General features: G+C 73.8%; 9 protein-coding genes. 1 reads left to right on the top strand and 8 read right to left on the bottom strand.

The genetic code is table 11. The features are described from left to right. Nucleotides 1-202 (bottom strand): hypothetical protein (locus tag ACF073_RS39985; RefSeq protein WP_392076456.1); only part of this gene is annotated, 202 nt, incomplete at its 3' end. On the opposite strand from ACF073_RS39985, the gene ACF073_RS39990 reads away from it, so the two are divergent. Beyond that, nucleotides 191-12,166: an SDR family NAD(P)-dependent oxidoreductase gene (locus ACF073_RS39990; RefSeq protein WP_392076492.1), complete on the top strand. Its 11,976-nt coding sequence runs from the start codon at nt 191-193 to the stop codon at nt 12,164-12,166. The genes ACF073_RS39985 and ACF073_RS39990 overlap by 12 nt on opposite strands. A gap of 342 nt (nt 12,167-12,508) precedes the next feature. Here the strand turns inward: ACF073_RS39990 and ACF073_RS39995 are convergent, their stop codons facing one another. From ACF073_RS39995 to ACF073_RS40025, 7 genes are all read right to left on the bottom strand, one after another. After that, nucleotides 12,509-13,339 (bottom strand): ABC transporter permease, encoded by an 831-nt coding sequence (locus ACF073_RS39995; RefSeq protein WP_392076457.1) that lies wholly within the window; start codon nt 13,337-13,339, stop codon nt 12,509-12,511. Beyond that, entirely contained in the window at nt 13,336-14,355 is a 1,020-nt protein-coding gene (locus ACF073_RS40000) for an ATP-binding cassette domain-containing protein (RefSeq protein ID WP_392076458.1), read from the bottom strand. Before ACF073_RS40000 ends, ACF073_RS39995 begins: the two co-directional genes overlap by 4 nt. 127 nt (nt 14,356-14,482) lie before the next feature. After that, complete coding sequence (locus ACF073_RS40005) at nt 14,483-19,684, bottom strand: beta-ketoacyl synthase N-terminal-like domain-containing protein (RefSeq protein WP_392076459.1); 5,202 nt, start codon at nt 19,682-19,684, stop codon at nt 14,483-14,485. A gap of 228 nt (nt 19,685-19,912) precedes the next feature. Next, nucleotides 19,913-22,102 carry an aminodeoxychorismate synthase component I gene (pabB, locus tag ACF073_RS40010; RefSeq protein ID WP_392076461.1) on the bottom strand — a complete coding sequence of 730 codons (2,190 nt, stop codon included), beginning with the start codon at nt 22,100-22,102 and terminating at the stop codon, nt 19,913-19,915. Then, nucleotides 22,102-22,857, bottom strand: a complete 756-nt coding sequence (locus tag ACF073_RS40015; protein WP_392076462.1) for a thioesterase II family protein — start codon at nt 22,855-22,857, stop codon at nt 22,102-22,104. Before ACF073_RS40015 ends, pabB begins: the two co-directional genes overlap by 1 nt. A 48-nt stretch (nt 22,858-22,905) precedes the next feature. Next, nucleotides 22,906-23,100: a ferredoxin gene (locus tag ACF073_RS40020; RefSeq protein ID WP_392076463.1), complete on the bottom strand. Its 195-nt coding sequence runs from the start codon at nt 23,098-23,100 to the stop codon at nt 22,906-22,908. A gap of 67 nt (nt 23,101-23,167) precedes the next feature. Continuing rightward, a complete protein-coding gene (locus ACF073_RS40025) occupies nt 23,168-24,358 on the bottom strand; it encodes a cytochrome P450 (RefSeq protein WP_392076464.1) in 1,191 nt (396 codons plus the stop codon). Nucleotides 24,359-24,383 lie beyond the last annotated feature (25 nt).

Here is a 24,383-nt window from a genome sequence, read left to right on the forward strand (position 1 = left end):
GGTGGATGCGGTGGTGCCGGCTGTGGTGTCGGGTGAGCCGGAGTCTGCGGTGCGTGCGGGTGAGGTGTGGGTGCCGCGTCTGGTGCGGGTGCCTGCCGGTGGGGGAGTGGTGCCGGGGTTTGATGCGGAGGGTGTGGTCCTGGTCACCGGTGGTACGGGTGGTCTGGGTGCTGTGGTGGCGCGGTTCTTGGTGGTGGAGCATGGGGTGCGTCATCTTGTGCTGACGAGCCGTCGGGGTCTGGATGCTCCTGGTGCGGGGGTGTTGGCCGGGGAGCTGCGGGCTCTGGGTGCCGAGGGTGTGCGTGTCGTCGCGTGTGATGTGTCGGACCGGGATGCGCTGGCCGGGCTGGTCGGTGACATCGTGGCTGAACGGTCCCTCACCGCCGTCGTCCACGCAGCCGGAGTCGGCGACAGCGCCCTGACGAGTGCCCTCACGCACGCTCAGCTGGACACCGTGTTCGCGCCGAAGGTCGACGCGGCCTGGCATCTGCACGAACTGACGCGGGAGATGGAGCTGGCCGCGTTCGTGCTGTTCTCCTCGGCGGGCGGGCTGGTCCTGACCGCGGGGCAGGGCAACTACGCGGCGGCCAACGTCTTCCTTGACGCCCTCGCCACGCGCCGCGCCGCCGAGGGCCTGCCCGCCACCGCCATGGCCTACGGCCTCTGGGAAGTCGGCGGTGGACTCGGCTCGTACCTGACGGAGGTCGACCGCAAACGGATGACCACCCAGGGTGTGCCGCCCATGGACCACGACACGGGTCTCGCCCTCTTCGGCGCGGCCCTGCGATCCGGGCTCGCCACCGTCGTCCCCGTCCGGATCGACACAGCCGCCCTGCGTACCCGTACCGGCGAGGTCCCGGCCCTGCTGCGCGGCCTGGCGCCCGCCGTACGACGGGCCGCGTCCGGCGCGTCCGGCCCCTCGGCTGCTCCCGCCCTCAAGGAGCGGCTGGCCGGACTGTCGGCGGGCGACCGGCGCCGTACCGTGCTGCGGATCGTGTGCGGGGAGGTGGCGTCCGTCCTCGGCCATGCCTCGGCCGAGGCGATCGGCGCCGACCGGGCCTTCAAGGAACTGGGCTTCGACTCACTGGCCGCCACCGAACTGCGCAACCAGCTGAGCAGGGCCACTGGCCTGCGACTGCCCGCCACCCTCGCCTTCGACCACCCCAACGCCGACGCGGTCACCGACCTCCTTCTGGAGGAACTCGGCGAGTTCGCCGACGGCCCCGCCGCCGGTTCGGGCGATGACGCGGTCCGGCGCGCGCTCCAGTCGATCCCGATGAACCGGCTGCGCGACGCCGGACTCATGGAGAACCTGCTGGAACTGGCCGAGGTCCGCGTCGCATCGACCGATCCGGCAGACGCCGGCGATCCGGCCGATCAGCGGGACACCGGGGAACCCGGAGCCGTATCCGAGGCAGACCCGCGGTACACGCAGACCGCCGCCGACGACGACGGCGGCTACTCCGACGGCGATGGCGATGGCGACGGCGATGAGCTGAAGGCCGCCCGTCGTGAGACAGCCCGGCTGCGTGCCGACAACAGGAAGCTCGCCGCGCTGCGGCACGAGCCGATCGCCGTCGTCGGCATCTCCTGCCGCTACCCGGGCGGGGTGAGCAGCCCCGAGGACCTGTGGCGGCTCGTCTCCTCCGGCGGCGACGCGATCTCCGCGTTCCCGGCGGACCGCGGCTGGGACCTGTCCCCGCTGCGCGACCCGAACGCCGACGCCCCCGACACCTACTACACCCGCACCGGCGGCTTCCTCGACGGAGCCGCGGACTTCGACCCCGCCTTCTTCGGCATCTCCCCGCGCGAGGCCCTCGCCATGGACCCGCAGCAGCGGCTGACGCTCGAACTGTCCTGGGAGGCACTGGAGCGGGCGGGCATCGACCCCACCACGCTCAAGGGAACCCGCACCGGCGTCTTCACCGGCGTGATGTACCACGACTACCCGGGCAGCGACGGCAACGGCAGCGTCGTGTCCGGCCGGGTGTCCTACAAGCTGGGCCTGGAAGGACCGGCCGTCGCCGTGGACACCGCCTGCTCGTCCTCCCTCGTCGCCCTGCACCTCGCGGTGCAGGCGCTGCGCCAGGGCGAGTGCTCACTGGCGCTGACCGGCGGTGTGACCGTCATGGCCACTCCGGGCGTCTTCGCCGAGTTCGGCAGGCAGGGCGGCCTCGCCCCCGACGGCCGGTGCAAGTCGTTCGCCTCGGCGGCGGACGGGACCGGCTTCGCCGAGGGTGCGGGCTTCCTCGTGGTCGAGCGCCTCTCCGACGCCGTACGCAACGGGCACCCGGTGCTCGCCGTGGTCCGCGGTACGGCCGTCAACCAGGACGGCGCCTCCAACGGGCTCACCGCCCCGAACGGCCCCTCGCAGCGCCGCGTGATCCGCCAGGCCCTCGCCAACGCGCGGCTCGCCGCCGACCAGATCGACGCGGTCGAGGCGCACGGCACCGGCACGACGCTCGGCGACCCGATCGAGGCCCAGGCCCTGCTGGCGACGTACGGCCAGGACCGGCCGGAGGAGCGTCCGCTGTGGCTCGGCTCCGTGAAGTCGAACATCGGTCACTCGCAGGCCGCGGCCGGCGTCGCCGGTGTGATCAAGATGGTCATGGCGCTGCGCCACGGCACGCTGCCGTCGACGCTGCACGTCGACGAGCCGAGCCGGGAGGTCGACTGGACCACGGGCGCTGTCCGGCTGCTGACCGGTACGCGGGACTGGCCGGCCGGCGCGCGCACCCGGCGCGCGGGCGTCTCGTCCTTCGGTATCAGCGGCACCAACGCACACGTGATCGTGGAAGAAGCCCCGGCCACGGCCGGCACCGCCCCAACAGCCGCGGCCGAGCCGCAGGCGCCCCTCCCGGCACCGGTCGTAGTGACCGCCGCGAGCCCGGAGGCCCTGCGCGCCCAGGCCACGCGCCTGCTGACGGCCGTCGACCGCACGGAGTTGCTCCGCCCCGCCGACCTCGGGTACTCCCTCGCCACGACCAGGGCCGCGCTCACCCACCGCGCCGCGTTCGTCGCGACCGACAGGGAACAGCTCCTGGCCGGCCTCCGGGCACTGGCCGAGGGCGATCCGGCCGTACCGACGACGACGGCGACCTCCGCTCCGCTGGCCTTCCTGTTCTCGGGCCAGGGCTCGCAACGGCTCGGTATGGGACGGGAGTTGTACGGCCGGTTCCCGGTGTTCGCGGAGGCGTTCGACGCGGTGTGCGCCGGTCTGGACGAGCACCTGGATGGGTCCGTGCGGGAGGTGGTCTGGGGTGAGAGCGAGGAGCTGCTGAACCGGACCGTGCATGCGCAGGCCGCGCTGTTCGCGGTGGAGGTGGCGCTGTTCCGCCTCACCGAATCCCTCGGCGTCCGGCCGGACTTCGTCGCCGGCCATTCGATCGGTGAGGTGACGGCGGCGCATGTGGCCGGGGTGTTCTCCCTCGCCGACGCGTGCGCGCTGGTGACGGCGCGTGGTCGGTTGATGCAGGCGCTGCCCGAGGGCGGTGCGATGCTGGCCGTCCAGGCGACGGAGGAGGAAGTACGCCCGCTGATGTGCGAGTTGGTGTCCATCGCGGCGGTCAATGGCCCTCGGGCCGTGGTTGTCTCCGGTGACACGGAGGCGGTGGCGGAGATCGGGGCGCACTTCGAGGGCCGCAAGACGACCCTGCTGCGTGTCTCGCACGCGTTCCACTCGCCGCTGATGGATCCGATGCTGGACGACTTCCGCGCGGTGGTCGAAGGACTGTCCTTCGGCACGCCGTCCGTTCCGGTCGTGTCGAACCTGACCGGCCGTATCGCGACGGCCGAGGAGCTGGGCTCCGCCGACTACTGGGTGCGGCACGTCCGTGAGGCGGTCCGTTTCGCGGACGGCGTCCGCACACTCGCCGACGCCGGGGTGACCCGTTTCCTCGAACTCGGCCCCGACGGCACCCTGACCGCTCTGGCCGAGCAGTCGGTCACCGACGTCACCCTGCTGCCGTCGCTGCGCGCCCGCAGGCCCGAGGAGGTCTCGTTCCTCGACGCGTTGGCCCGGCTGCACCAGCACGGCGTCAAGGTCGACTGGACCGCCTTCTACGCCGGTTCCGGTGCCCGCCGCGTCGAATTGCCGACCTATCCGTTCCAGCACCGCAGGTTCTGGCCCCCCGTGATGCCGTACACCGGCTCGGCGGAATCCGTCGGGCTGCGGTCCGCCGAGCACCCGATCCTGACGGGCACGGTCGAACTGGCCGGATCAGAGGGCCAGTTGTTCACCGGACGGCTTTCGGCCCGGACCCATCCGTGGCTCGTGGACCACGAGGTCATGGGCACTGTCCTCGTCCCCGGCACCGCCCTGGTCGAACTCGCCCTGCGCGCGGGCGACGAGGTCGGCTGCCCCGAGGTGGAGGAACTGACGCTGGCCGCACCGCTCGTGCTGCCCGCGCAGGACGGCGTGCAGGTGCAGCTGTGGGTGGGCGAGCCCGACGGGTCCGGGCGCCGCGCCGTGCGCGTGCACTCGCGTCCGGACGACGGCGACGCAACCGTGTGGACCCTGCACGCCACCGGATCGCTCGGCACCGGCACCGGCACCCCCGCCACCGGCTTCGACGCCACGGTGTGGCCGCCGACCGGATCCGAACCACTGGACGTGACCGGCGTGTACGAGCGGTTCGCCGACGCTGGCTTCGGATACGGGCCCGTGTTCCAGGGCCTCAGAGCCGCATGGCGGCGCGACGGCGAGGTGTTCGCGGAGGTCGCGCTGGACCAGGACGTCGACGGCCCGGCGTTCGCCCTGCACCCCGCACTCCTCGACGCCGCCCTGCACGCCCTCGCGGCGACGGGCACCGGCGACGAGCTGGAGACGGAACCCGGCGGTGTGCCCTTCGCCTGGTGCGGCGTGTCCCTGTACGCACCCGGTGCGTCCGCGGTGCGGGTGCGACTGGTCCGCGCGGGCGACGGAGCGGTGTCCGTGGAGATCGCCGATGCCGCCGGGGAACCGGTCGCCGCGGTGAAGTCCCTCGCGGTGCGGCCGATCTCGGCCGAGCGCATGGGCGCCACGACCGCCTCCGGCATCGGCCGGGACGCCATGTTCACCCTGGAGTGGACCTCGGTACGGGTGCCCGCCGACGCCACCCCCGCGTACGTGGAGTGCGGTCCGGACGCGCTGCCGACGGACCCCTCGGACCTGGTCGTCGTACGCATGGACGGCATGGACGCCATGGACCGCATGCGCGGTATGGGCGGTACGGGCGGCACGGACGACGGTGCTGTGGTGGCATCGGTGCATGCGACGACAGCTCGGGCGCTGGAGCTGGTCCGGACGTGGCTGGGGGAGGAGCGGTTCGCCGGTTCCCGTCTGGTGTTCGTGACGCGGGGTGCGACGGCCGGTGTGGATCTGGCCGGGGCAGCGGTGTGGGGCTTGGTGCGGTCGGCGCAGTCGGAGAACCCGGGCCGGTTCGGCCTGATCGACGTCGCGGACGACGGCGCGTACGCCCGGCTGGACGCCGCCCTCGCGACCGAAGAGCCCCAGCTGTGCCTCCGGGACGGCGAGATCCTGGCGGCCAGGCTGGCGCGCGCCGCTGACACCGGCACGGACCGGCCGGTATGGGACACCGAGGGAACGACACTGATCACCGGTGGCACCGGCGGTCTCGGCCGGCTCCTCGCCCGGCACCTGGTGGCCGAGCACGGCGTACGGAGCCTGCTGCTGGTCAGCCGGCGCGGTGCCGACGCCGACGGAGTGGCCGACCTCGTCCGCGAACTCGGCGCGGCGGGAGCCGAGGTGACCGTCGACGCCTGCGACCTCGCCGACCGGACCGCCGTGGACGCCCTGATGTCCCGGCATGCGGTCCGGGCGATCGTCCACACGGCCGGAGTCCTGGACGACGCGGTGATCGGCTCACTGACCCCGGAGCGGCTCGCCGCCGTACTCCGGCCGAAGGCCGACGCCGCGTGGAACCTGCACGAGGCGTCCCAGGACCAGGGTGTCTCCCGGTTCGTCCTGTTCTCCTCGGTGGCCGGAGTGTTCGGCAACGCGGGCCAGGCCAACTACGCGGCGGGCAACGCGTTCCTCGACGCCCTGGCCCTGCGCCGGCACACTCTGGGGCTGCCGGGCGTGTCGCTGGCCTGGGGACCGTGGTCCCGTACGGACGGCGGGATGACCGGAACCCTGACCGAGGCCGACGTCGAACGGATGACACGGGCCGGCATGCCGCCGCTCGCCCCGGAACAGGGCCTCGCTCTCTTCGACGCGGCCGTCGCGGACGAGCGCCCGGCGCTCCTGCCGGTACGCCTCGACCTCGGCGCACTGCGCAGGCGCGGGGACACGGTCCCCGCCCTGCTGCGCGGCCTGATCCGTACGCAGGGCCGGCGGTCCGCGCCCGTCGCCGCCGCCCGCCTCACCCTCACCGCGCACCTGCGCGACCTCACACCGCACGCGCGACCCGAAGCACTGCTGGACGAGGTACGGACGCACATCGCGCACGTCCTCGGACACACCGGAGCGGCGGACGTCGACCCGACCCGGAACTTCCAGGAACTGGGCTTCGACTCGCTGACCGCGGTGGAACTGCGCAACCGCCTGGACGCCGCGACCGGCCTGCGACTGCCGGCCACGCTGGTCTTCGACTATCCGACGGCGGACACCCTCGTGAACCACCTGCTCACCGAGTTGTTCCGGACGGAGGCGGAGGCGGAGGCGGAGACGGGGGACACGCGGGCCGGTCGGCTGCCGGCGCCCGCCGCCACCGCCGACGACCCCGTGGTGATCGTGGGCATGGCCTGCCGCTTCCCGGGCGGCGTCACCACCCCCGAGGACCTGTGGCGGCTCGTCTCGGGCGGCGCGGACGCGGTCACCGGATTCCCGGCGGACCGCGGCTGGGACCTGGAGTCGCTCCACCACCCCGACCCGGCCCACAAGGGCACCAGCTACACCCGGTCCGGCGCCTTCCTGAGCGACGCGGCGGAATTCGATGCCGCGTTCTTCGGAATGAGCCCGCGCGAGGCCCTCGCCACGGATGCCCAGCAGCGCCTGCTGCTGGAGACGACGTGGGAGGCGATCGAGCGGGCCGGGATCGACCCGGTGTCGCTGCGCGGCTCGCAGACCGGCGTCTTCGCAGGCGTCATGTACAACGACTACGCCAACCTCCTCGGCGGCCCCGAGTTCGAGGGGCACCAGGGCAGCGGCAGCGCGGGCAGCGTCGCCTCGGGCCGGGTGTCGTACACGCTGGGCCTTGAGGGGCCTGCGGTCACGGTGGACACGGCGTGCTCGTCGTCCCTGGTGGCGATGCACCTGGCCGCGCAGTCCCTGCGGTCCGGCGAGTCCTCGCTCGCGGTGGCCGGCGGCGTGACCGTGATGTCGACACCCACGACGTTCGTGGAGTTCTCCCGGCAGCGAGGACTGTCGGAGGACGGCCGGTGCAAGGCCTTCGCGGACACCGCCGACGGCGTCGGCTGGGGCGAGGGCATCGGCATGGTGGTGCTGGAGCGGCTGTCGGACGCGCGCCGCAACGGGCACCGCGTGCTGGCGGTGGTGCGTGGCTCGGCGGTCAACCAGGACGGCGCGAGCAACGGCCTCACGGCCCCCAACGGTCCTTCGCAGCAGCGGGTGATCCGGCAGGCGTTGGCCAGTGGCGGGCTGAGCACCGCCGATGTGGATGTGGTGGAGGCACACGGTACGGGCACGACGCTGGGCGACCCGATCGAGGCGCAGGCACTGATCGCCACCTACGGCCAGGACCGGCCGGAAGGCCGGCCGCTGCTGCTCGGCTCGGTGAAGTCGAACATCGGCCACACCCAGGCCGCGGCCGGTGTGGCCGGTGTGATCAAGATGGTCATGGCGATGCGGCACGGAACGGCTCCGAGGACGCTGCATGTGGACGCCCCGTCCTCGCACGTGGACTGGTCCGCGGGGGATGTGGAGCTGCTGACGGAGGAGCGGGCGTGGCCGGAGACGGGCCGTGCTCGTCGTGCGGGCGTGTCGTCGTTCGGGATCAGCGGCACCAACGCACACATCGTCCTGGAACACTCCGAGGACGTGACCGTGGCCGACGAGGCCGCGGCGGTGGTCCCCGGTGTGGTCCCGTGGGTGGTCTCCGCCAAGACGGAGGAAGCGCTGCACGGCCAGGTCGACCGTCTGCTGGCCGGCCCGGCCGGACGCCCGGTGGACGTGGGCCTCTCGCTGATCTCCTCCCGCTCGGAGTTCGCTCACCGCGCCGTGGTTCTCAACGGCACCGACATCGTGCGCGGCCGTGCGAAGCCGGGTAGGACCGCCTTCCTGTTCTCGGGTCAGGGGTCGCAACGGCTCGGTATGGGGCGGGAGTTGTACGCGCGGTTCCCGGTGTTCGCGGAGGCGTTCGACGCGGTGTGCGCCGGTCTGGACGAGCACTTGGATGGGTCGGTGCGGGAGGTGGTCTGGGGTGAGGAAGCCGACCTGCTGAACCGGACCGTGCATGCGCAGGCCGCGCTGTTCGCGGTGGAGGTGGCGCTGTTCCGTCTGGTCGAATCGCTGGGCGTGCGGCCGGACTTCGTCGCCGGTCACTCGATCGGTGAGGTGGCGGCAGCGCACGTGGCTGGGGTGTTCTCGCTTGCGGACGCCTGTCGGCTGGTGGCGGCGCGTGGTCGGTTGATGCAGGCGCTGCCGGAGGGCGGTGCGATGCTGGCTGTCCAGGTGGCGGAGGAGGAAGTACGCCCGTTGCTGGGCGAGTTGGTGTCGATCGCGGCGGTCAATGGCCCTCGGGCCGTGGTCGTTTCGGGCACCGTCGAAGCGGTGGAGGGGATCCGGGCGTACTTCGAGGGCCGTAAGTCGAGCCTGCTGCGTGTCTCGCATGCGTTCCATTCGCCGTTGATGGATCCGATGCTGGACGACTTCCGCGCGGTGGTCGAAGGTCTGTCCTTCGGTACGCCGTCCGTTCCGGTCGTGTCGAATCTGACCGGTCGCATCGCGACGGCCGAGGAGCTGGGCTCCGCCGATTACTGGGTGCGGCACGTCCGTGAGGCGGTCCGTTTCGCCGACGGCGTCCGCACGCTCTCCGAGGCGGGCGTGACCCGTTTCCTCGAACTGGGCCCCGACGGCACCCTGACCGCCATGGCGGCGGCATCCGCAGCCGAAGAGGCAGTCCTCGTCCCCGTACTCCGCAAGGACCGAGATGAGGAGACCACTGCCCTCACCGCCCTGGCCCGCCTCTACGTCGACGGCGCCAAGACCGATTGGAAGGCCCTCTTCGCAGGCACCGGCGCCCGCCGCGTCGACCTGCCCACCTACGCCTTCCAGCACCGGCGCTACTGGCCCGTCGGCATCGCCGCTGGACGGGGTGCGGAGGCTGTCGGCCTGCGGTCCGCTGGACATCCGCTGCTCTCCGGGGCCGTGGAACTCGCCGGCTCCGACGGGTTCCTGTTCACCGGGCGGCTGTCGGCGTCGACGCACCCCTGGCTGGCGGACCACGTCGTCATGGGATCCGTCCTCGTACCCGGCACCGCGCTGCTCGAACTGGCGGTGCGCGCCGCCGACGAGCTGGGATGCGGAACCGTGGAGGAACTCACGCTCGCCGCGCCGCTGATGCTCTCCGGCGCCGGTGGGGGAGTGCAGGTGCAGGTGGGTGTCGGCGCCCCCGACGGCACGGGGCGGCGCACGCTCACCGTCCACTCCCGGTCCGGCCGGGGCGGCGATGAGCCGTGGACGCAGCACGCCAGCGGTGTGCTCGCGTCCGAGCCGGTCGCTCCCGCCGATTTCGACGCCTCGGTGTGGCCGCCGGCGGGAGCTGAACCGCTCGACGTGACCGGGGTCTACGACCGGTTCGCGGACGCCGGGTTCGAGTACGGTCCGGTCTTCCAGGGTCTGACGGCGGCCTGGCGGCTCGGGGACGACGTCTTCGCCGAGATCGTCTTGCCCGACGGCGGGGAGGGTGCCGGGGCCGGTGCGTTCGGGCTGCACCCGGCACTCCTCGACGCAGCCCTCCACGCGGTCGCGCTCAGCGGCGAGGACGACGGTGACGGTCACGCCGGTGTCCCGTTCTCGTGGTCCGGCGTGACCCTGCACGCTGCGGGTGCCTCGGCGCTCCGTGCCCGGCTCGGCCGGACCGATGCGGGAGGTCTCTCCCTGGCGCTCGCCGACGCCGCCGGTGTCCCGGTCGCGTCCGTCGAGTCCCTCGTCGTCCGGCCCATCAGCGCGGAGCAGCTGAACCCCGCGGGCGGTCCCGGTCATGACGCCCTGTTCCGGCTCGACTGGACCCCGGTCGAGACCGAAGCCGCCACGGGCGAAGGGATCGTCGTGGTCGGTGCGCGGGAAACGGCCGGGACGCTCGGAAAGTATCCGGTCCATGACGATCTCACCCGGCTCTCGGCCCTTGCCGACACGGGCTCCGGTCTCCCGGACGTGGTCCTCGTGCCCGCCTTCGGCGCCGGCGACCTCCCGGCCGGATCGCCGGAGTCCGTACACGGCCTGACGGCCGATGTTCTGGAACACGCTCAGGCGTGGCTGGCCGAGGACCGGTTCGCCGGCTCCCGTCTGGTCTTCGTCACCCGAGGCGCGGTCTGCGGCGCCGACCTGGCCGGAGCGGCGGTGTGGGGCCTGGTGCGGTCGGCACACTCGGAGGACCCGGACCGCTTCGGGCTGCTGGACCTGGACCCGGACCTGGACGGAACCGACACGGCGGGGCTCGTGCCGCGGGCCGTCGCCGCGCTCGCCGCGGGGGAGCCGCAGCTGGCGCTCCGCGACGGCGAGGTACTCGCGGCCCGGCTCGCCCGGGTGCCGGCCCCGGCACCCGAGGCCGTCAAGGCCGTCAAGGCCGTCAAGGCCCTCAAGGCGGTCGAGGACGGCGAGCACGGCGAGACCGGCCGGAGCGGCCGGAGCAGCCGGAGAGGCGGATTCGGCGGCGAAGGCACCGTACTGATCACCGGTGGCACGGGCGGGCTCGGACGCCTGCTGGCCCGGCACCTGGTGGCCGAGCACGGCGTACGCGGCCTGCTGCTCGTCAGCCGCCGGGGTACCGAGGCGGATGGCGTGGCGGAACTCGTCGCGGAGCTGGCAGAGCGCGGTGCCGAGACCGTCGTCGAGGCGTGTGACGTGTCCGACCCCGACGCGGTGGCCGGCCTGATCGCCCGCCACCCGGTGCGTGCGGTCGTCCACACCGCCGGTGTCCTGGACGACGGTGTCCTCGGCTCCCTCACCCCGGAGCGGATCGCCGGGGTGCTGCGGGCCAAGGCGGACGCGGCCTGGCACCTCCACGAGGCCACCCGGCACCTGGCACTCGACGCGTTCGTCCTGTTCTCCTCCGCCGCCGGCACGCTCGGCAACGCGGGCCAGGCCAACTACGCCGCCGCCAACGCCTACCTCGACGCGCTCGCCCGGCACCGCCGCGCGAAGGGCCTGCCGGCCCTCTCGCTGGCGTGGGGTCCGTGGACGGGTGCCGGCGGCGGTATGACCCGCGCCCTGAGCGAGGCCGAGGCCGAGCGGCTGGCGCGGGCCGGGATGCCGCCGCTCGACCCGGAGCAGGGGCTCCAGCTGTTCGACACCGCTCTCGACGGCGACCTGCCGGACCTGCTGCCGGTGCGGCTCGACCTCGCGGCGTTCCGCGCCCGGGGCGAGGTGCCCGCGCTGCTGCGCGGCCTGATCCGTACGCCCGTACGCCGTACCGCGGTCACGGGAGGCGTGCCCGGCGGCCTCGCGGCCCGGCTGTCGGCGCTGCCGCGGGCCGAGCGGTACGAGAGGCTCCTGGACGAGGTACGGGGGCAGGTCGCGGCGGTGCTGGGGCATGCGCGGGCGGCCGAGGTGGACCCGGAGCGGTCGTTCCAGGACCTCGGCTTCGACTCGCTGACCGCGATCGAGCTGCGTAACCGGCTGAGTGCCCTCGCGGAGGTCCGGCTGCCCGCCACCCTGGTCTTCGACTACCCGACGACCGGCGAGCTGGTGGACCACCTGTACGCGCGGCTCGACCTCGCCCCGGGGGCTGGGGAGGCCGGGGGGACGACCCTCCTGGCCGAACTGGCCGATCTGGAGCGGGCGTTCGGCGGGGCCGAGATCAGTGAGGAACTCTTCGAGCAGGTCGCGGGCCGGCTGGATGTCCTGAGGGAGAAGTGGAGCGCGCTGCGGGCCGGCCAGCGCGGCGGCACCGCGGAGCCCGGCGCGGGCGACGGGGCGTTCGACTTCGACGCGGCCTCCGACGACGAGGTGTTCGACCTGCTCGACAAGCAGCTGGGCCTGTAGCGGACGCCCGGGTGCGGGGCCCGCGGCCCCGCACCCGTGGAGGCGCCCGGGACGCACCTGTGGAGGTGCCCGGGACGCACCTGTGGAGGTGCCCGGGACGCACCTGTGGAGGTGCCCGGGACGCACCTGTGGAGGTGCGCGAAACGCACCCACGGAGGTGCCCGAGACGCACTCGTGGAGGTGCCCGAGACGCACCTGTGGAGATGCGCGAAACGCACCCGTGGAAGCGCCTGAGACGGACCGGGGCCCTGCCCGCCGAGACTTCCTCGGCGGGCAGGGCCCCAGAGCTTTCCGGTGGCCGGCCGGCGGTTCCCGAGAACGCCCGGGCGGGCCGGCCGTAGGTCACATCGGGCGCCGGAACCCGAGCACCGCGAGGGTGCCGCCCGCGGCGGCCACGGCGCCGCCGGTGAGCAGCGAGGGCACGATCGCGTCCCGGCCCGGGACGCCCAGCGCGAGCGCCCGCGTGGCGTCGATCGCGTACGTGAGCGGGTTGACCTCGGCCACGGCCCGCAGCCACGCGGGCAGATCCGCGACCGGTACGTAGGCGCTGGAGGCGAACATCAACGGCAGGATCGCGATGACCGCGAGGTTCTGCATCGGCTCGGCGCGGCGCAGCCAGGCGCCCGCCGCGATGAACGCCCAGCCGATGGACCAGCTCATGAACAGCGTCAGGCCGACCGATGCGGCCAGTTCGGCGGCCCCGCCCCGCGGCCGGTAGCCGAGCACGGCGATGGCCAGCACCATGATGACCACCGCCTGCACGGCACTGCGCACCAGGTTGGAGATGCTCCGGGCGACCAGCAGCGTGCCGGGGTTGATCGGCAGGGACCGCAGCCGGGCCACCACGCCGTTCTTGAGATCCTCCACGAGGCCCACGCCGGACTGCACGGCGGCCTGCACGGCGTTGTCCACCAGAACGGCGGGCAGCACGAAGTCGAGGTAGCTGACGCCGGCGGGGAAGTGCGGCGGTGCCCCCATCTTGCTGAAGACCTGGGTCAGGACGAAGAGGATGACGACGGGCTGGAGCAGTCCGAAGAGGACCACGCCGGGATCGGTCACCAGGGAGCGCAGGGACCGGCCGGTGAGCACCTTGATCTGGAGGAACACCGAACTTCCCTGCCACTGCGCGGGGTTCGGGGCCGGGGTGGCCGGCGGAGTGGTGAGCGCGGTCATGCCGCCGGACCTCCCGAGAGCGAGGGGACGAGGTGCTGGGGGCGCTGCCCGGCGAGGGTCAGGTAGACGTCGTCGAGGGTCGGTTCGCCGAAGGACAGCTCGGCGGCCTCGACACCGGCCTGGTCGAGTGCCCGGATGACGGTCGCCACGTCCTTCGAGGCCTCGATGGGGACGACGACCGTGCCCGCCCCGCGGGCCGCCGTCACCTCCAGCGCGGCGCCGCGCAGCGCGTCGACGGCCGCACCGGTGTCCTCGGCCGCCTCCAGCGTGACCGTGACCGTGCGCCGGCCCACGCGGGCCTTCAGCTCGGCCGGGGTGCCGCTCGCGATCACCGAACCGGAGGACAGGACGGTGACCGAGTCGGCCAGCCGGTCCGCCTCCTCCAGGTACTGCGTGGTGAGGAGCACCGTGGTGCCGTCGGCGACCAGCCCCTCCACGATCTCCCACAGCGTCAGCCGGCTCGACGGGTCGAGCCCCGTCGTGGGCTCGTCGAGGAAGAGCACCTCGGGACGGCCGACCAGGCTCGCCGCGAGATCGAGCCGCCGGCGCAGGCCGCCCGAGTAGGTGCGGGCACGGCGGTCCGCCACGTCCCGCAGGGCGAAGATCTCCAGCAGCTCGCCGGCCCGCGCCCGGGCCGCCTTCCGGCTCGCACCGAGCAGCCGGGCGATCAGCACCAGGTTCTCCACACCGGTCAACTGCCCGTCCACGGAGGCGAACTGGCCGGTCAGGCCGATGCGCCGGCGGACCTCGCGGGGCTGGGCCGCCACATCGAAGCCGGCCACCACAGCCCGTCCCGAGGTGGCCGGGAGGGCGCCGGTGAGGACGCCGACGAGGGTCGTCTTGCCCGCGCCGTTGTGGCCGAGCAGGGCGAGCACGGTGCCCCGCCGGGCGGACACGTCGACCGAGTCCAGCGCACGGACGGATCCGAACGCCCTGCTCACGCCGTGCGCCTCGATCATGGTCTCGGGGGGTGGTGCGGTCCGCGGGACCGCGCGGGGCTCGAAGAGCCGGGTCATCTGCTGACTCCCAAGGGTCGGACGGGCAAGGGGATTCAAGGGGATTCAAGGGGATTGCGGAACGCGAGAAGCCGACCGGCTGGAGGGGCGCCGGTCGGCTGCGGAACGGGGCGAGGGCACCGGCGGCTTAGCCGGCCGCGCCGTCCATGAGGCGGAACAGCTCCTCGTCGGACGCGCTGTCGAGATCCAGGCCGCCCGCCGGGCCGCCGGACAGCGCCGGATCCGCGCGTTCGGCCAGCTCCTTCAGGCGCGCGGCCGCCACGGGGTCGAGGCCGGCACCGGCCGTGAGCACGCGGTCCAGCGTGTCCAGGAGTCCGGCGACGGACGGCACGGACACCGGCTCCTCGGCCCGCACGAGGTCCCGCCGGACCAGAAGGGCGACGGCGTCGGGCGTGGGATGGTCGAAGACCAGGGTGGCGGGCAGCCGCGCCCCGGTGGCCGAGATGATCCGGTCGCGCAGTTCGACCGCGCTGACCGAGGTGACGCCCATGTCGGTGAAGGACGTACCGGCGTCGGACTCGGTCAGCGGACGCCCGCCGAGCACCGCAGCGGCCTCGTCCAGCACCAGGCGCAGCACCGTACGCCGTCGCTCGGCCTCGCCGAGCCCGGACAGGTGTGCGGCGAGCGCCGAGGGGCCGGGGCCGGCGGCGGGTGCGGTGTCCGCCTCGGACGCCGGCCGCCCGGCGGACCGCCCGGACGATGCCAGCCAGTATGTGCGGTGCCGGAACGGATAGGTGGGCAGCGCCACCCCGGCCGCACCGGGCAGGACCGCCTCCCAGGCCACCGGCACACCCCGCAGGTGCAGCCGGGCGAGCGCCGCGAGCAGGGCACGCTCCTCGTCCCGCGCCTCGGGTCCGCCCACGGCCGCGGCCGGTACGGCCGTGACGCCGGACGCGCCGGCCGCGCAGGCGTCGACCATCGGGGTCAGCGCGGCCTGCGGGCCCAGTTCGAGGAAGACGTCGATGCCCTCGCCCAGCAGCCGGTCCATCGCCTGAGCGAACCGCACCGGTTCGCGCACATGCCGCACCCAGTGGTCCGGATCCCGTGCCTCGTCCCGGGTGAGCGGGCGCCCGGTGAGACAGGAGACCAGGGGCACGGACGGCTCGGCGGCGTCGAGTTCGCCGACGGCGGTCCTGAAGTCCGCCAGCATCGGGTCCATCAGCGGGGAGTGGAAGGCATGGCTCACGGTGAGCCGCTTGGTCCGGTGGCCGGCGTTAGCCAGCCGGGCGGTCAGCTCCGTCAGCGGCCCCTCGGCGCCGGACAGCACCACGGAGTGCGGGCCGTTCACCGCGGCCACCGCGACACCGCCGGCCGGCTGCCCGTCGAGCCAGGGCGTGATCTCCCGCTCCGACAGCCGTACCGCCGCCATGGCCCCGCCCGCGGGCAGCGCCTCCATCAGCCGTCCGCGTGCGGCGACCAGCCGGCAGGCGTCCGGAAGGGACAGCGCGCCCGCCACCTGCGCGGCGGCTATCTCGCCGACGGAGTGGCCGACCAGCCGGTCCGGCACCACCCCCCAGGACCCCACCAGCCGGTACAGGGCGACCTCGTAGGCGAACAGCGCGGGCTGGGCGTACCGCGTACGGTCCAGCAGCTCCGCCGGACCCGACCACATCAGCTCCCGCAGCGACCTGCCCAGCAGCGGGTCGAGCACCGCGCAGACCTCGGACAGCGCCGCGTCGAAGACGGGGAAGGCACGGGCCAGGTCCCGGCCCATGCCGGGCCGCTGACTGCCTTGGCCGGTGAAGACGAAGCCGAGGCCCTGCGCGCTCGTACGGCCGCCCTCGACGTTCGGCGGGCGTTCCGCCAGGGCCCGGAGCGCGTCCAGGAGTTCGCCCCGGTCCCGGCCGACGGCGTACGCCTGATGGGAGTGCACGGCACGCGTCGTGGCCAGGGAGAACGCGATGTCGCGGGGCGACAGTCCGGGCCGGGCGGTGGCATGGGCGAGCAGTCTGACCGCCTGTTCGCGCAGCGCCTCCGGGCTCCGCGCGGACAGCATCCAGGGCACGGTCGCCCCGGCGGCGGGGCCGGCCCCGGCGGTCCGCGGCTCGTGGGGCGCCTCCTCCAGGATCACATGGGCGTTGGTCCCGCTGATGCCGAAGGAGGACACCCCCGCGCGACGGACCCGCTCCGGGGTCCGCGGCCACGGCCGCGCCTCCGTCAGCAGCCGCACCGCGCCCGCCGACCAGTCCACGTGCGAGGAGGGCGCGTCCACGTGCAGGGTCTTCGGCAACATGCCGTGCCGCAGCGCCAGCACGGTCCTGATCACCCCGGCGACACCGGCCGCGGCCTGGGTGTGCCCGATGTTCGACTTCACCGAGCCGAGCCACAGCGGCCGGTCCGCCGGGCGCTCCCGCCCGTAGGTGGCCAGCAGCGCCCGCGCCTCGATCGGGTCCCCGAGCATGGTCCCCGTGCCATGGGCCTCCACGGCGTCCACGTCGGCGGCCGCCAGCCGTGCGTCGGCGAGCGCCTCCCGGACGACGCGGCGCTGCGCGGTGCCGTTCGGGGCGGTCAGACCGTTCGAGACGCCGTCCTGGTTGACGGCGGACCCGCGGACCAGGGCGAGCACGGGGTGACCGGCGCGGCGCGCGTCGGAGAGCCGCTCCAGCACCAGCAGGCCGACCCCCTCCGCCCAGGCCGCGCCGTCGGCGGCGTCCGCGAAGGACTTGCAGCGGCCGTCCGGTGCCAGGCCGCGCAGCCGGGAGAACTCGGTGAACGACGACGGTGTCGCCATGACCGCGACACCGCCGGCCAGCGCGAGCGACGACTCCCCGGACCGCAGCGACCGGCAGGCCAGGTGCAGTGCGACGAGCGAGGACGAACAGGCAGTGTCCACGGTGACGGCAGGGCCCTGCAGACCGAAGGTGTAGGCGACCCGGCCGGCCAGGGCGCTGCCCGCGGTACCGATGCCCAGCAGCCCTTCGAGGGGGCCCGCCGCGCCCCGCGCGTCGGCCGCGTAGTCGTGGTACATGGCGCCGGCGAACACGGCGGTGCGGGAGCCGCGCAGGGTTCCCGGGTCGATCCGGGCCCGCTCCAGGGCCTCCCAGGCCGTCTCCAGCAGCAGCCGCTGCTGGGGGTCGGTGGCCAGCGCCTCGCGGTCGGAGAAACCGAAGAAGGCGGCGTCGAACGCGCCAGCGTCGTACAGGAATCCGCCCTCGCGGGTGTACGAGGTGCCGGGCCGGTCCGGATCGTCGGAGAAGAGGGTGTCGAGGTCCCAGCCGCGGTCGGCGGGGAAGCCGGAGACGGCGTCGGTCTCGCCGAGGACCAGCGCCCACAGGTCGTCCGGGCCCCGCACCCCGCCCGGCAGCCGGCAGGCCATGCCGACGACGGCCACCGGATCGTCCGCCACCGCACCGGAGACGGGACGCAACGCCTCGTCGTCCCCGGCGGCGCCGGCCGCCTCCGGCTGACCCGACGTCAGCAGCCGGGCCACCTCGGCGGGCGTGGGGTGGTCGAAGGCGAGCGAGGCGGGCAGCGGCAGACCGGTCGCCTCCGCGAGGAGGTTGCGCAGCCTGATGCAGCGGACCGAGTCCAGCCCGAGGCCGCGGAAGGTGGCGTCGGCCGCGGGCCGGGCCACGGGGCCGCCCTCGACCGCGGGGCCGTCCCCGGCGTCCGGCGCGAGCACTGTCCGCACACAGGCGTGCACCAGGTCGAGGGCCGCGCCGAAGGACCGCGGCGCCGCCGCGCCCGGCCGGCGCGGTGCGGCCCGCAGCCCGTCCTCGGCCAGCAGCCGTTCCAGCGCCCGGCGGTGCAGCTTGCCCGCCGGAGTGCGGGGCAGGTCGTCGACGACCAGCAGCTCCAGGGGGATCTTGTACTCGGCGACGCCGCGCTCCACGAGGAAGGCGGTCACCTCGTCGAGGCCGAGGGAGGCGTCCGCCCGGCCGGTGACGACCAGACAGGGGTACTCGCCGAGCCGCGCATCGGGCCTCGCGACCACGGCGAGCGGCCCGATGCCGGGCAGCTCGGCGAGCACGCCCTGGATCTCGGTGGCGTTGAACTTCCGGCCGCCCACGTTGATCAGCTCCGCTGCGCGCCCCAGGAACGCGACCCGCCCGTCGTGGCCGACGCTCGCCAGGTCCCCGGTGCGCAGCCACCCGTCCTCGGTCACCGCCGACCGGGTCAGCTCGGGTTCGCGATGGTAGCCGCGGAACAGACCGGGGCTGCGGTACCACAGCTCACCGGGTTCGCCCGGCGCGCACTCGGCTCCGTCCTCGGCGGCGATCCGCACCCGCGCGCCGTACGTCGGCCGCCCCACACTGCGCTCGGGCACATCGGCCGGGTCGTCGGCACGGGTACAGGTGCCGGTGCCGAGCTCGGACATCCCCCAGACGACGACGAGCGGGCTGCCCAGCGCGGCGCGCACCCCGGAGACCAGCGCGCCCGGGACCGCCGCGCCCGCCGTCCGGATCTCCCGGGGCCGGAAACCGGCCGGCTCCCCGCTGTCCGCGAGCCTGCCCACGACGTCGTGGAGCTGCGCGGGTACGGCGAAGACGACGGCGGGCTGTTCGGCGCGGGCCAGTTCCAGGAAGCGGTCCGGGTCCCAGCCGCGCAGCAGGACCTGCCGGCACCGGGTGAACAGCGCGGTGTGCAGGGACTGGAGGCCGAACAGATGGGTCAGCGGGCAGGCGGTGACGACCGGACCGGTGAAGGACGCCGCGGCGTCCTCGGCCACGGCGGCCGTGTTCGACAGCAGGCCGTCGTGGCTGTGCAGGCAGATCTTCGGCCGCGCCGAGGTCGTCCCCGAGGACGGCAGCAGGACGAAGGGCATCTCGGGCCGCAGCTCCACCGGCAGGGCGGGGTGCCCGGCCCACCGGGCGAGCAGGTCCTCCACCGGCACCGCTGCGCTGCCCTCGGGGGCTTCGCCGGCGACGAGCACGCTGTGCAGCGAGGGCACCGCCGAGCGCAGGGCGGCGACGGCGTCCGCGCCGGCCAGATGAGCGGAGTCGGCGGCCAGGACGGCGACCGAAGGGGCGGTCCGCTCCAGCAGCGCGCGCACATCGGCGCTGCCGTTGCCCTGGTGGACGGGCATCATCACGGCACCGGCCGCCGCGACGGCCAGGTGCAGGGTCTGGTACTCCCAGCAGTTCGGGAGCTGGACGGCGACCACGTCTCCGCTGCCGACGCCCAGCTCCTGCAAGCCGCGGGTCAGTGCGGCGGTGGCCGACCGCCACGCGGCCCACGTCCACGTCCGGTCGCCGTCGGTCAGGGCCGGCGCGTCCGGTGCGGCGGCCACGGCGGCCTCGAAGACCGCCGGCAGCGTCAGACCGCGCAGCAGCCCCTGTGGATCGGGGAGAGCCGCGGTTTGGAAATCATCGACATGGACGGACACCATCACTCCCGAGAAAGCCGGCCACTGGCGGTCGGCCCCATGCTGGGCTCGCCGCCGCAGGAAAAGCCCTAGAGGTGACCCGCGCCGGAACCGGCCGGCGGCCGCCGCGGGAAAAGCCCTGGACGTGTCCCGCGCCGGAACCGGCCGGCGGTCGGGCCCGGCCCTGGCGCGCACCGCCGCCGGGACCGGGCCTGTGGCCTCGCCGGGACCGGGTCGCCGGCCCGGCGTGCATCAGACCTGGGTCCGTGCCGGTACCGGGCCCGCGGTCAGACCGGAGACCGGGTCGGCGGGCACGCCCTCGGCGCCGACGCGCTGCCCCGGGATGCGGCAGCCCAGCAGCGCCCGCAGCGGAGCCGTCTTCACCACCGTCTCGTCGAACTCCGCCTCCGGGTCCGACAGCGCGATGATCGCGCCGCCGACGCCGTAGCGGAGCCGGCCGCCGCGCAGGACGACCGTGCGGATGACGATCGACAGATCGGCGGCGCCGTTCAGCGAGAAGTAGCCGATGGCCCCCGAGTAGACACCTCGCGGACCCCCCTCCAGACGGTCGATGATCTGCATGGTCCGGATCTTCGGCGCCCCGGTCATCGAGCCGCCGGGAAAGGCCGCCCGTACGCCCGCCACGGCACCCACGCCGGCGCGCAGGGTGGCCCGTACCGTGCTGACCAGCTGGTGGACGGTGGCGTAGGTCTCGACCTGGAACACCGGATCGGCCACCACGGAGCCGACCTCGGCGCACCGGCCCAGGTCGTGCCGGACCAGATCGACGATCATCAGGTTCTCGGCGCGGTCCTTCTCACTGGTCGTCAGGTCGGCGACCTGCAAGGCGTCCTCGGCGGGTGTGGCGCCCCGGGGCCGGGTGCCCTTGATGGGCTTGGACTCCATCGCGCCGTGCCGGTCGATCCGCAGGAAGCGCTCCGGTGAGGTGCTCAGCACGGACAGCTCGCCGAAGCCGAGGAACGCGGCGAACGGGGCGGGGCTGACCCGCCGCAGATGACGGTAGGCGTGCCAGGGATCGACGGCGGTGCTCGCCTCGATCATGTTGGTGAGGCACACCTCGTACGTCTCACCCGCCCTTATCTCCTCCTGGCTGGTGTCGATCAGCTTCAGGTAGGTGTCCCGGTCGTGGCGCAGCCGCAGGCCCGAGGTCTCGGCGCGCGGGGGCGGGGCACAGGGCGCGGGCGCGCGCCCGGCGAGCGCGCGGAGTTCCGCCTCGGTGGTGTCGAGCCAGGCTCTGGCCGCGTCCTCCTCGCCCTCCTCGGCGAGGGCGAGGAGGTGGGTGGTGCCGGTGACGTGGTCCAGCACGAGGGCGTGGTCGGCGAAGACCAGGCAGGCGTCCGGGTCGGGCGAACGGTGCGCCCGGTCACCGCCGCACTCGGCCTTCAGCTCGTAGCCGAGGTAGCCGACCCAGCCGAGGGCGAAGTCGAAGGGGAGGTCGGGTACGTCCGTGTGCAGCGAGCCGAGGTCCCGTTCCAGCCACTCCAGGAAGGGCGTGGTGACGGTACGGCTGTCCCCGGCGGCGGTGACGGTCACCGTGCCCTGGTACACATCGGCGGTGGCGATCCGGGCCAGCGGTCCGGAGGCGTCGCCCAGGACGGACAGCCGGCCGAGGACGCCGTCCGGCCTGCTGCTGTCCAGCCAGAAGGGATGCGGTCCCCTGCGGAAAAGCCGGTCGAAAACCACTTCGGCGTCCCACCGGGTGGGAACCTGGCCGGCGAGCACCCGCAGCCGGCGCCCCGGACGCTCCGGCTCCGCCCCGGCCGGCACGGCGGCACCGTCCGGGGCCGGTACGGCGGCACCGTCCGCGGACGGCGGCCGGACCGTGCGCCGTGCGGGCCGCCCGTGCCGCCGGGTGAGTTCGGCGAAGTTGGCCAGCAGCCGGTGGCCGCCCTGGGTGCCGATCGACTCGGGGTGGAACTGCACACCCCACAAGGGAAGTTCACGATGGCGTACGGCCATCACCAGGTCGTCGTCCGCGGACCGGGCGATCACTTCGAGGGCCGGGGGGATCCCGGTGGCGGCCAGCGAGTGGTAGCGGACCACCTCCAGCGGGTCGGGCAGCCCCTCGAACAGACCGGTGCCGTCGTGCCGTACCAGCGAGGAGCGGCCGTGCCGCGGTTCGGGCGCGCGGCCCACGGCGGCGCCGTGGGCGAGGGCGATGCCCTGGTGGCCGAGGCACACCCCGAGCACGGGCAGCCGGGCCTCCTCGGCGATCTGCGCGCACAGGCCGAAGTCGGCCGGGCGGTGCGGGGCACCGGGGCCGGGGGAGAGGACGACGTTGTCGAAGCCGTCGAGCAGACCGTCGTGCCAGTCCGGGTCGTCGTTGCGGATCACCACGGGTTCCCGCCCGTTGACCTCGGCCAGGTAGTGGAAGAGGTTGTAGGTGAAGGAGTCGTAGTTGTCGACGAGGAGGGTGCGCATCACAGCGTCCCGAGTGTGCGGTCGATCTCGTCGCACACCGCCGCAGGGTGCTCGCTGACGAAGAAGTGGCCGCCGGGGAACACCTCCAGCCGGAAGGCGCCCCGGGTGTGCCGCCGCCACGCCTCCGCCTCCGCCCGCGAGGTGCGCGGGTCGGCGTCGCCGGTGAGCGCGGTGATCGGGCAGGCGACGGTGCGGTCCGGCGCGCAGGTGTACTTCTCGATGGCCGCGTAGTCGCCGCGGATCGCCGGCAGCGCCATCCGCAGGATCTCCTCGTCGCCGAGCAGGTCCGGGTTGGTCCCGTCGAGCAGCCGCAGTTCGGCGATGATGCCGTTGTCGTCGCGGCGGTGCACCGACTCCGCGCGCACGGTCGAGGGCGCCCGGCGACCGGAGGCGATGACGTGCCCCGGGGCGTGCGAGCCCTTCTGCTCCAGCCGCCAGGCGGTCTCGAAGGCCAGGACGGCCCCCATGCTGTGGCCGAAGAACAGGGTGGGCCGCTCGTCCAGGAGCAGCAGCTCGTCGGTGATCAGGTCGGCCAGGCTCTGGATGTCCTGGACACAGGGTTCCCTGCGGCGGTCCTGGCGGCCGGGGTACTGGAGCGCGACCACGTCGACGCCGGGGGCGAACCGGGCCGACACCGGGTGGTAGAAGCTGGCGGACCCGCCGGCGTGGGGGAAGCAGACCAGCCGGACGGGTGCGTCCTCGGCCGGATGGAATCGGCGCAGCCAGAGGGCCGTGGAACGGTCCGTGCTGTACAAGGCGTCGGTCCTTTCGGGACAGGGCGGGGCGGGCGAGGGGAGCGAGGGTCAGTCCTCGTGGACGGTGATGGTGTGCGCCGGGCACAGGTCGCCCGCCCGCAGGACGGCATCGTGGTCCTCCGGGTCGGGGCGGTCGGCGAGGAGGGTGACCAGACCGTCGTCGTCCTGGTCGAACACCTCGGGAGCGGACAGCACGCACTGCCCGGCTCCGACACAGCGGTCGGTGTCGACGGTGATACGCATGGGCTCTCTTTCCTTGGGGTTGCCGGCGCACGGGGAACACCGGCGCGCGGGATCACCGGCGCTCGGGCTACCAGCGCACGGGGAGCGCGTGCAGCCCGCACAGCACGCCGTCGTACTTCAGCGGCAGTTCCTCGGCGGGGACGGCGAGTTCGAGGGAGGGGATGCGCTCGAAGAGCCTGCGGTAGGCGATCTCCATCTCGGCCCGGACGAGGTTCTGGCCGAGGCACTGGTGCACTCCGTAGCCGAAGGCCACGTGGTGGCGTTCGGTGCGGGCCGGGTCGAAGGCGTGCGGGCAGGCGAACGCCTCGGGGTCGTGGTTGGCCGCGGCGACCAGCGGGATGATGCCCTCGCCCGCTTTGATCGGCTGGCCGGCGATCTCCACGTCCTCCACCGCGACCCGCAGGGACACCAGATCGGCCACCGAGTGGAACCGCAGGGTCTCCTCGACGGCACGCTCGTCGCCGATCCACTCCGGGTTCAGCAGCAGGGTCACCACCCCGAGGGCGATGTTGTTGGCGGTGGTCTCGTGCCCCGCGATGAGCAGCAGCATCAGCACCCCGGTCAGCTCCTGCGCGGAGATGCCGCCGGTGGCCAGCAGCCGGCTCACCAGGTCCTCACCCGGCCAGTCCTGCTTGATGGCGATCAGCCGGTTGATGTACCTGAGCAACTCCCGTGACGCCAAGTCGCGTTGCTGCTCGGTGGAGGTGCGGATCGACACCAGGGTGCGGGTGCGGGACTCGAAGAAGTCGCGGTCGACGGGCGGCACACCGAGCAGGGCGGAGATCACCAGGGACGGGATCGGCAGCGCGAAGTCGGCCACCAGATCGGCCGAGTCGCCCGCGGCGAGCAGGGCGTCGATGCGCTCGTCCACGGTGCGCTCGATCGCCGGCCGCATGGTGCGCACCCGGCGCACGGTGAACTCGGGGATCAGCGCCTTGCGGAACCGGTCGTGCTCCGGGGAGTCGAGCCCGACGAACCAGCCGGGGATCTGCTCCGGGCGGGGCACCCCGATGGTGTCGCTGATGTGCGGAAAGCCCTCGTGCGAGGGGTTGGAGCTGATCTTCTTGCTGGTGAGAACGGCACGGACCTCCTGGTGCCGGGTCACCAGCCACACCTTGTTCCCGTTCGGGAGGTGGGTCAGGACCAGACCCGGATCGCGCCGGTACTCCTCGTACCGGGGCGGCGGGAAGGCCTCGCCGGGCACCCGCAACGGGAACTCCACCGACCGCGGTCCGGTGCCGGTCTCGCTGTTCGTCATGCTCATCGGTCTCCTCCTGGCCGGA

Origin of the sequence: Streptomyces sp. NPDC015171 (assembly GCF_043079545.1) — a bacterium.
Classification (GTDB): Bacteria; Actinomycetota; Actinomycetes; order Streptomycetales; family Streptomycetaceae; genus Streptomyces.

What these genes read in the sequence shown, in the direction of transcription:
- ACF073_RS40005 (WP_392076459.1), bottom strand. Translation starts at nt 19,684, where the DNA reads ATGGTGTCCGTCCATGTCGATGATTTCCAAACCGCGGCTCTCCCCGAT.
- ACF073_RS40000 (WP_392076458.1), bottom strand. Translation starts at nt 14,355, where the DNA reads ATGACCCGGCTCTTCGAGCCCCGCGCGGTCCCGCGGACCGCACCACCC.
- pabB (WP_392076461.1), bottom strand. Translation starts at nt 22,102, where the DNA reads ATGCGCACCCTCCTCGTCGACAACTACGACTCCTTCACCTACAACCTC.
- ACF073_RS40025 (WP_392076464.1), bottom strand. Translation starts at nt 24,358, where the DNA reads ATGACGAACAGCGAGACCGGCACCGGACCGCGGTCGGTGGAGTTCCCG.
- ACF073_RS39995 (WP_392076457.1), bottom strand. Translation starts at nt 13,339, where the DNA reads ATGACCGCGCTCACCACTCCGCCGGCCACCCCGGCCCCGAACCCCGCG.
- ACF073_RS40020 (WP_392076463.1), bottom strand. Translation starts at nt 23,100, where the DNA reads ATGCGTATCACCGTCGACACCGACCGCTGTGTCGGAGCCGGGCAGTGC.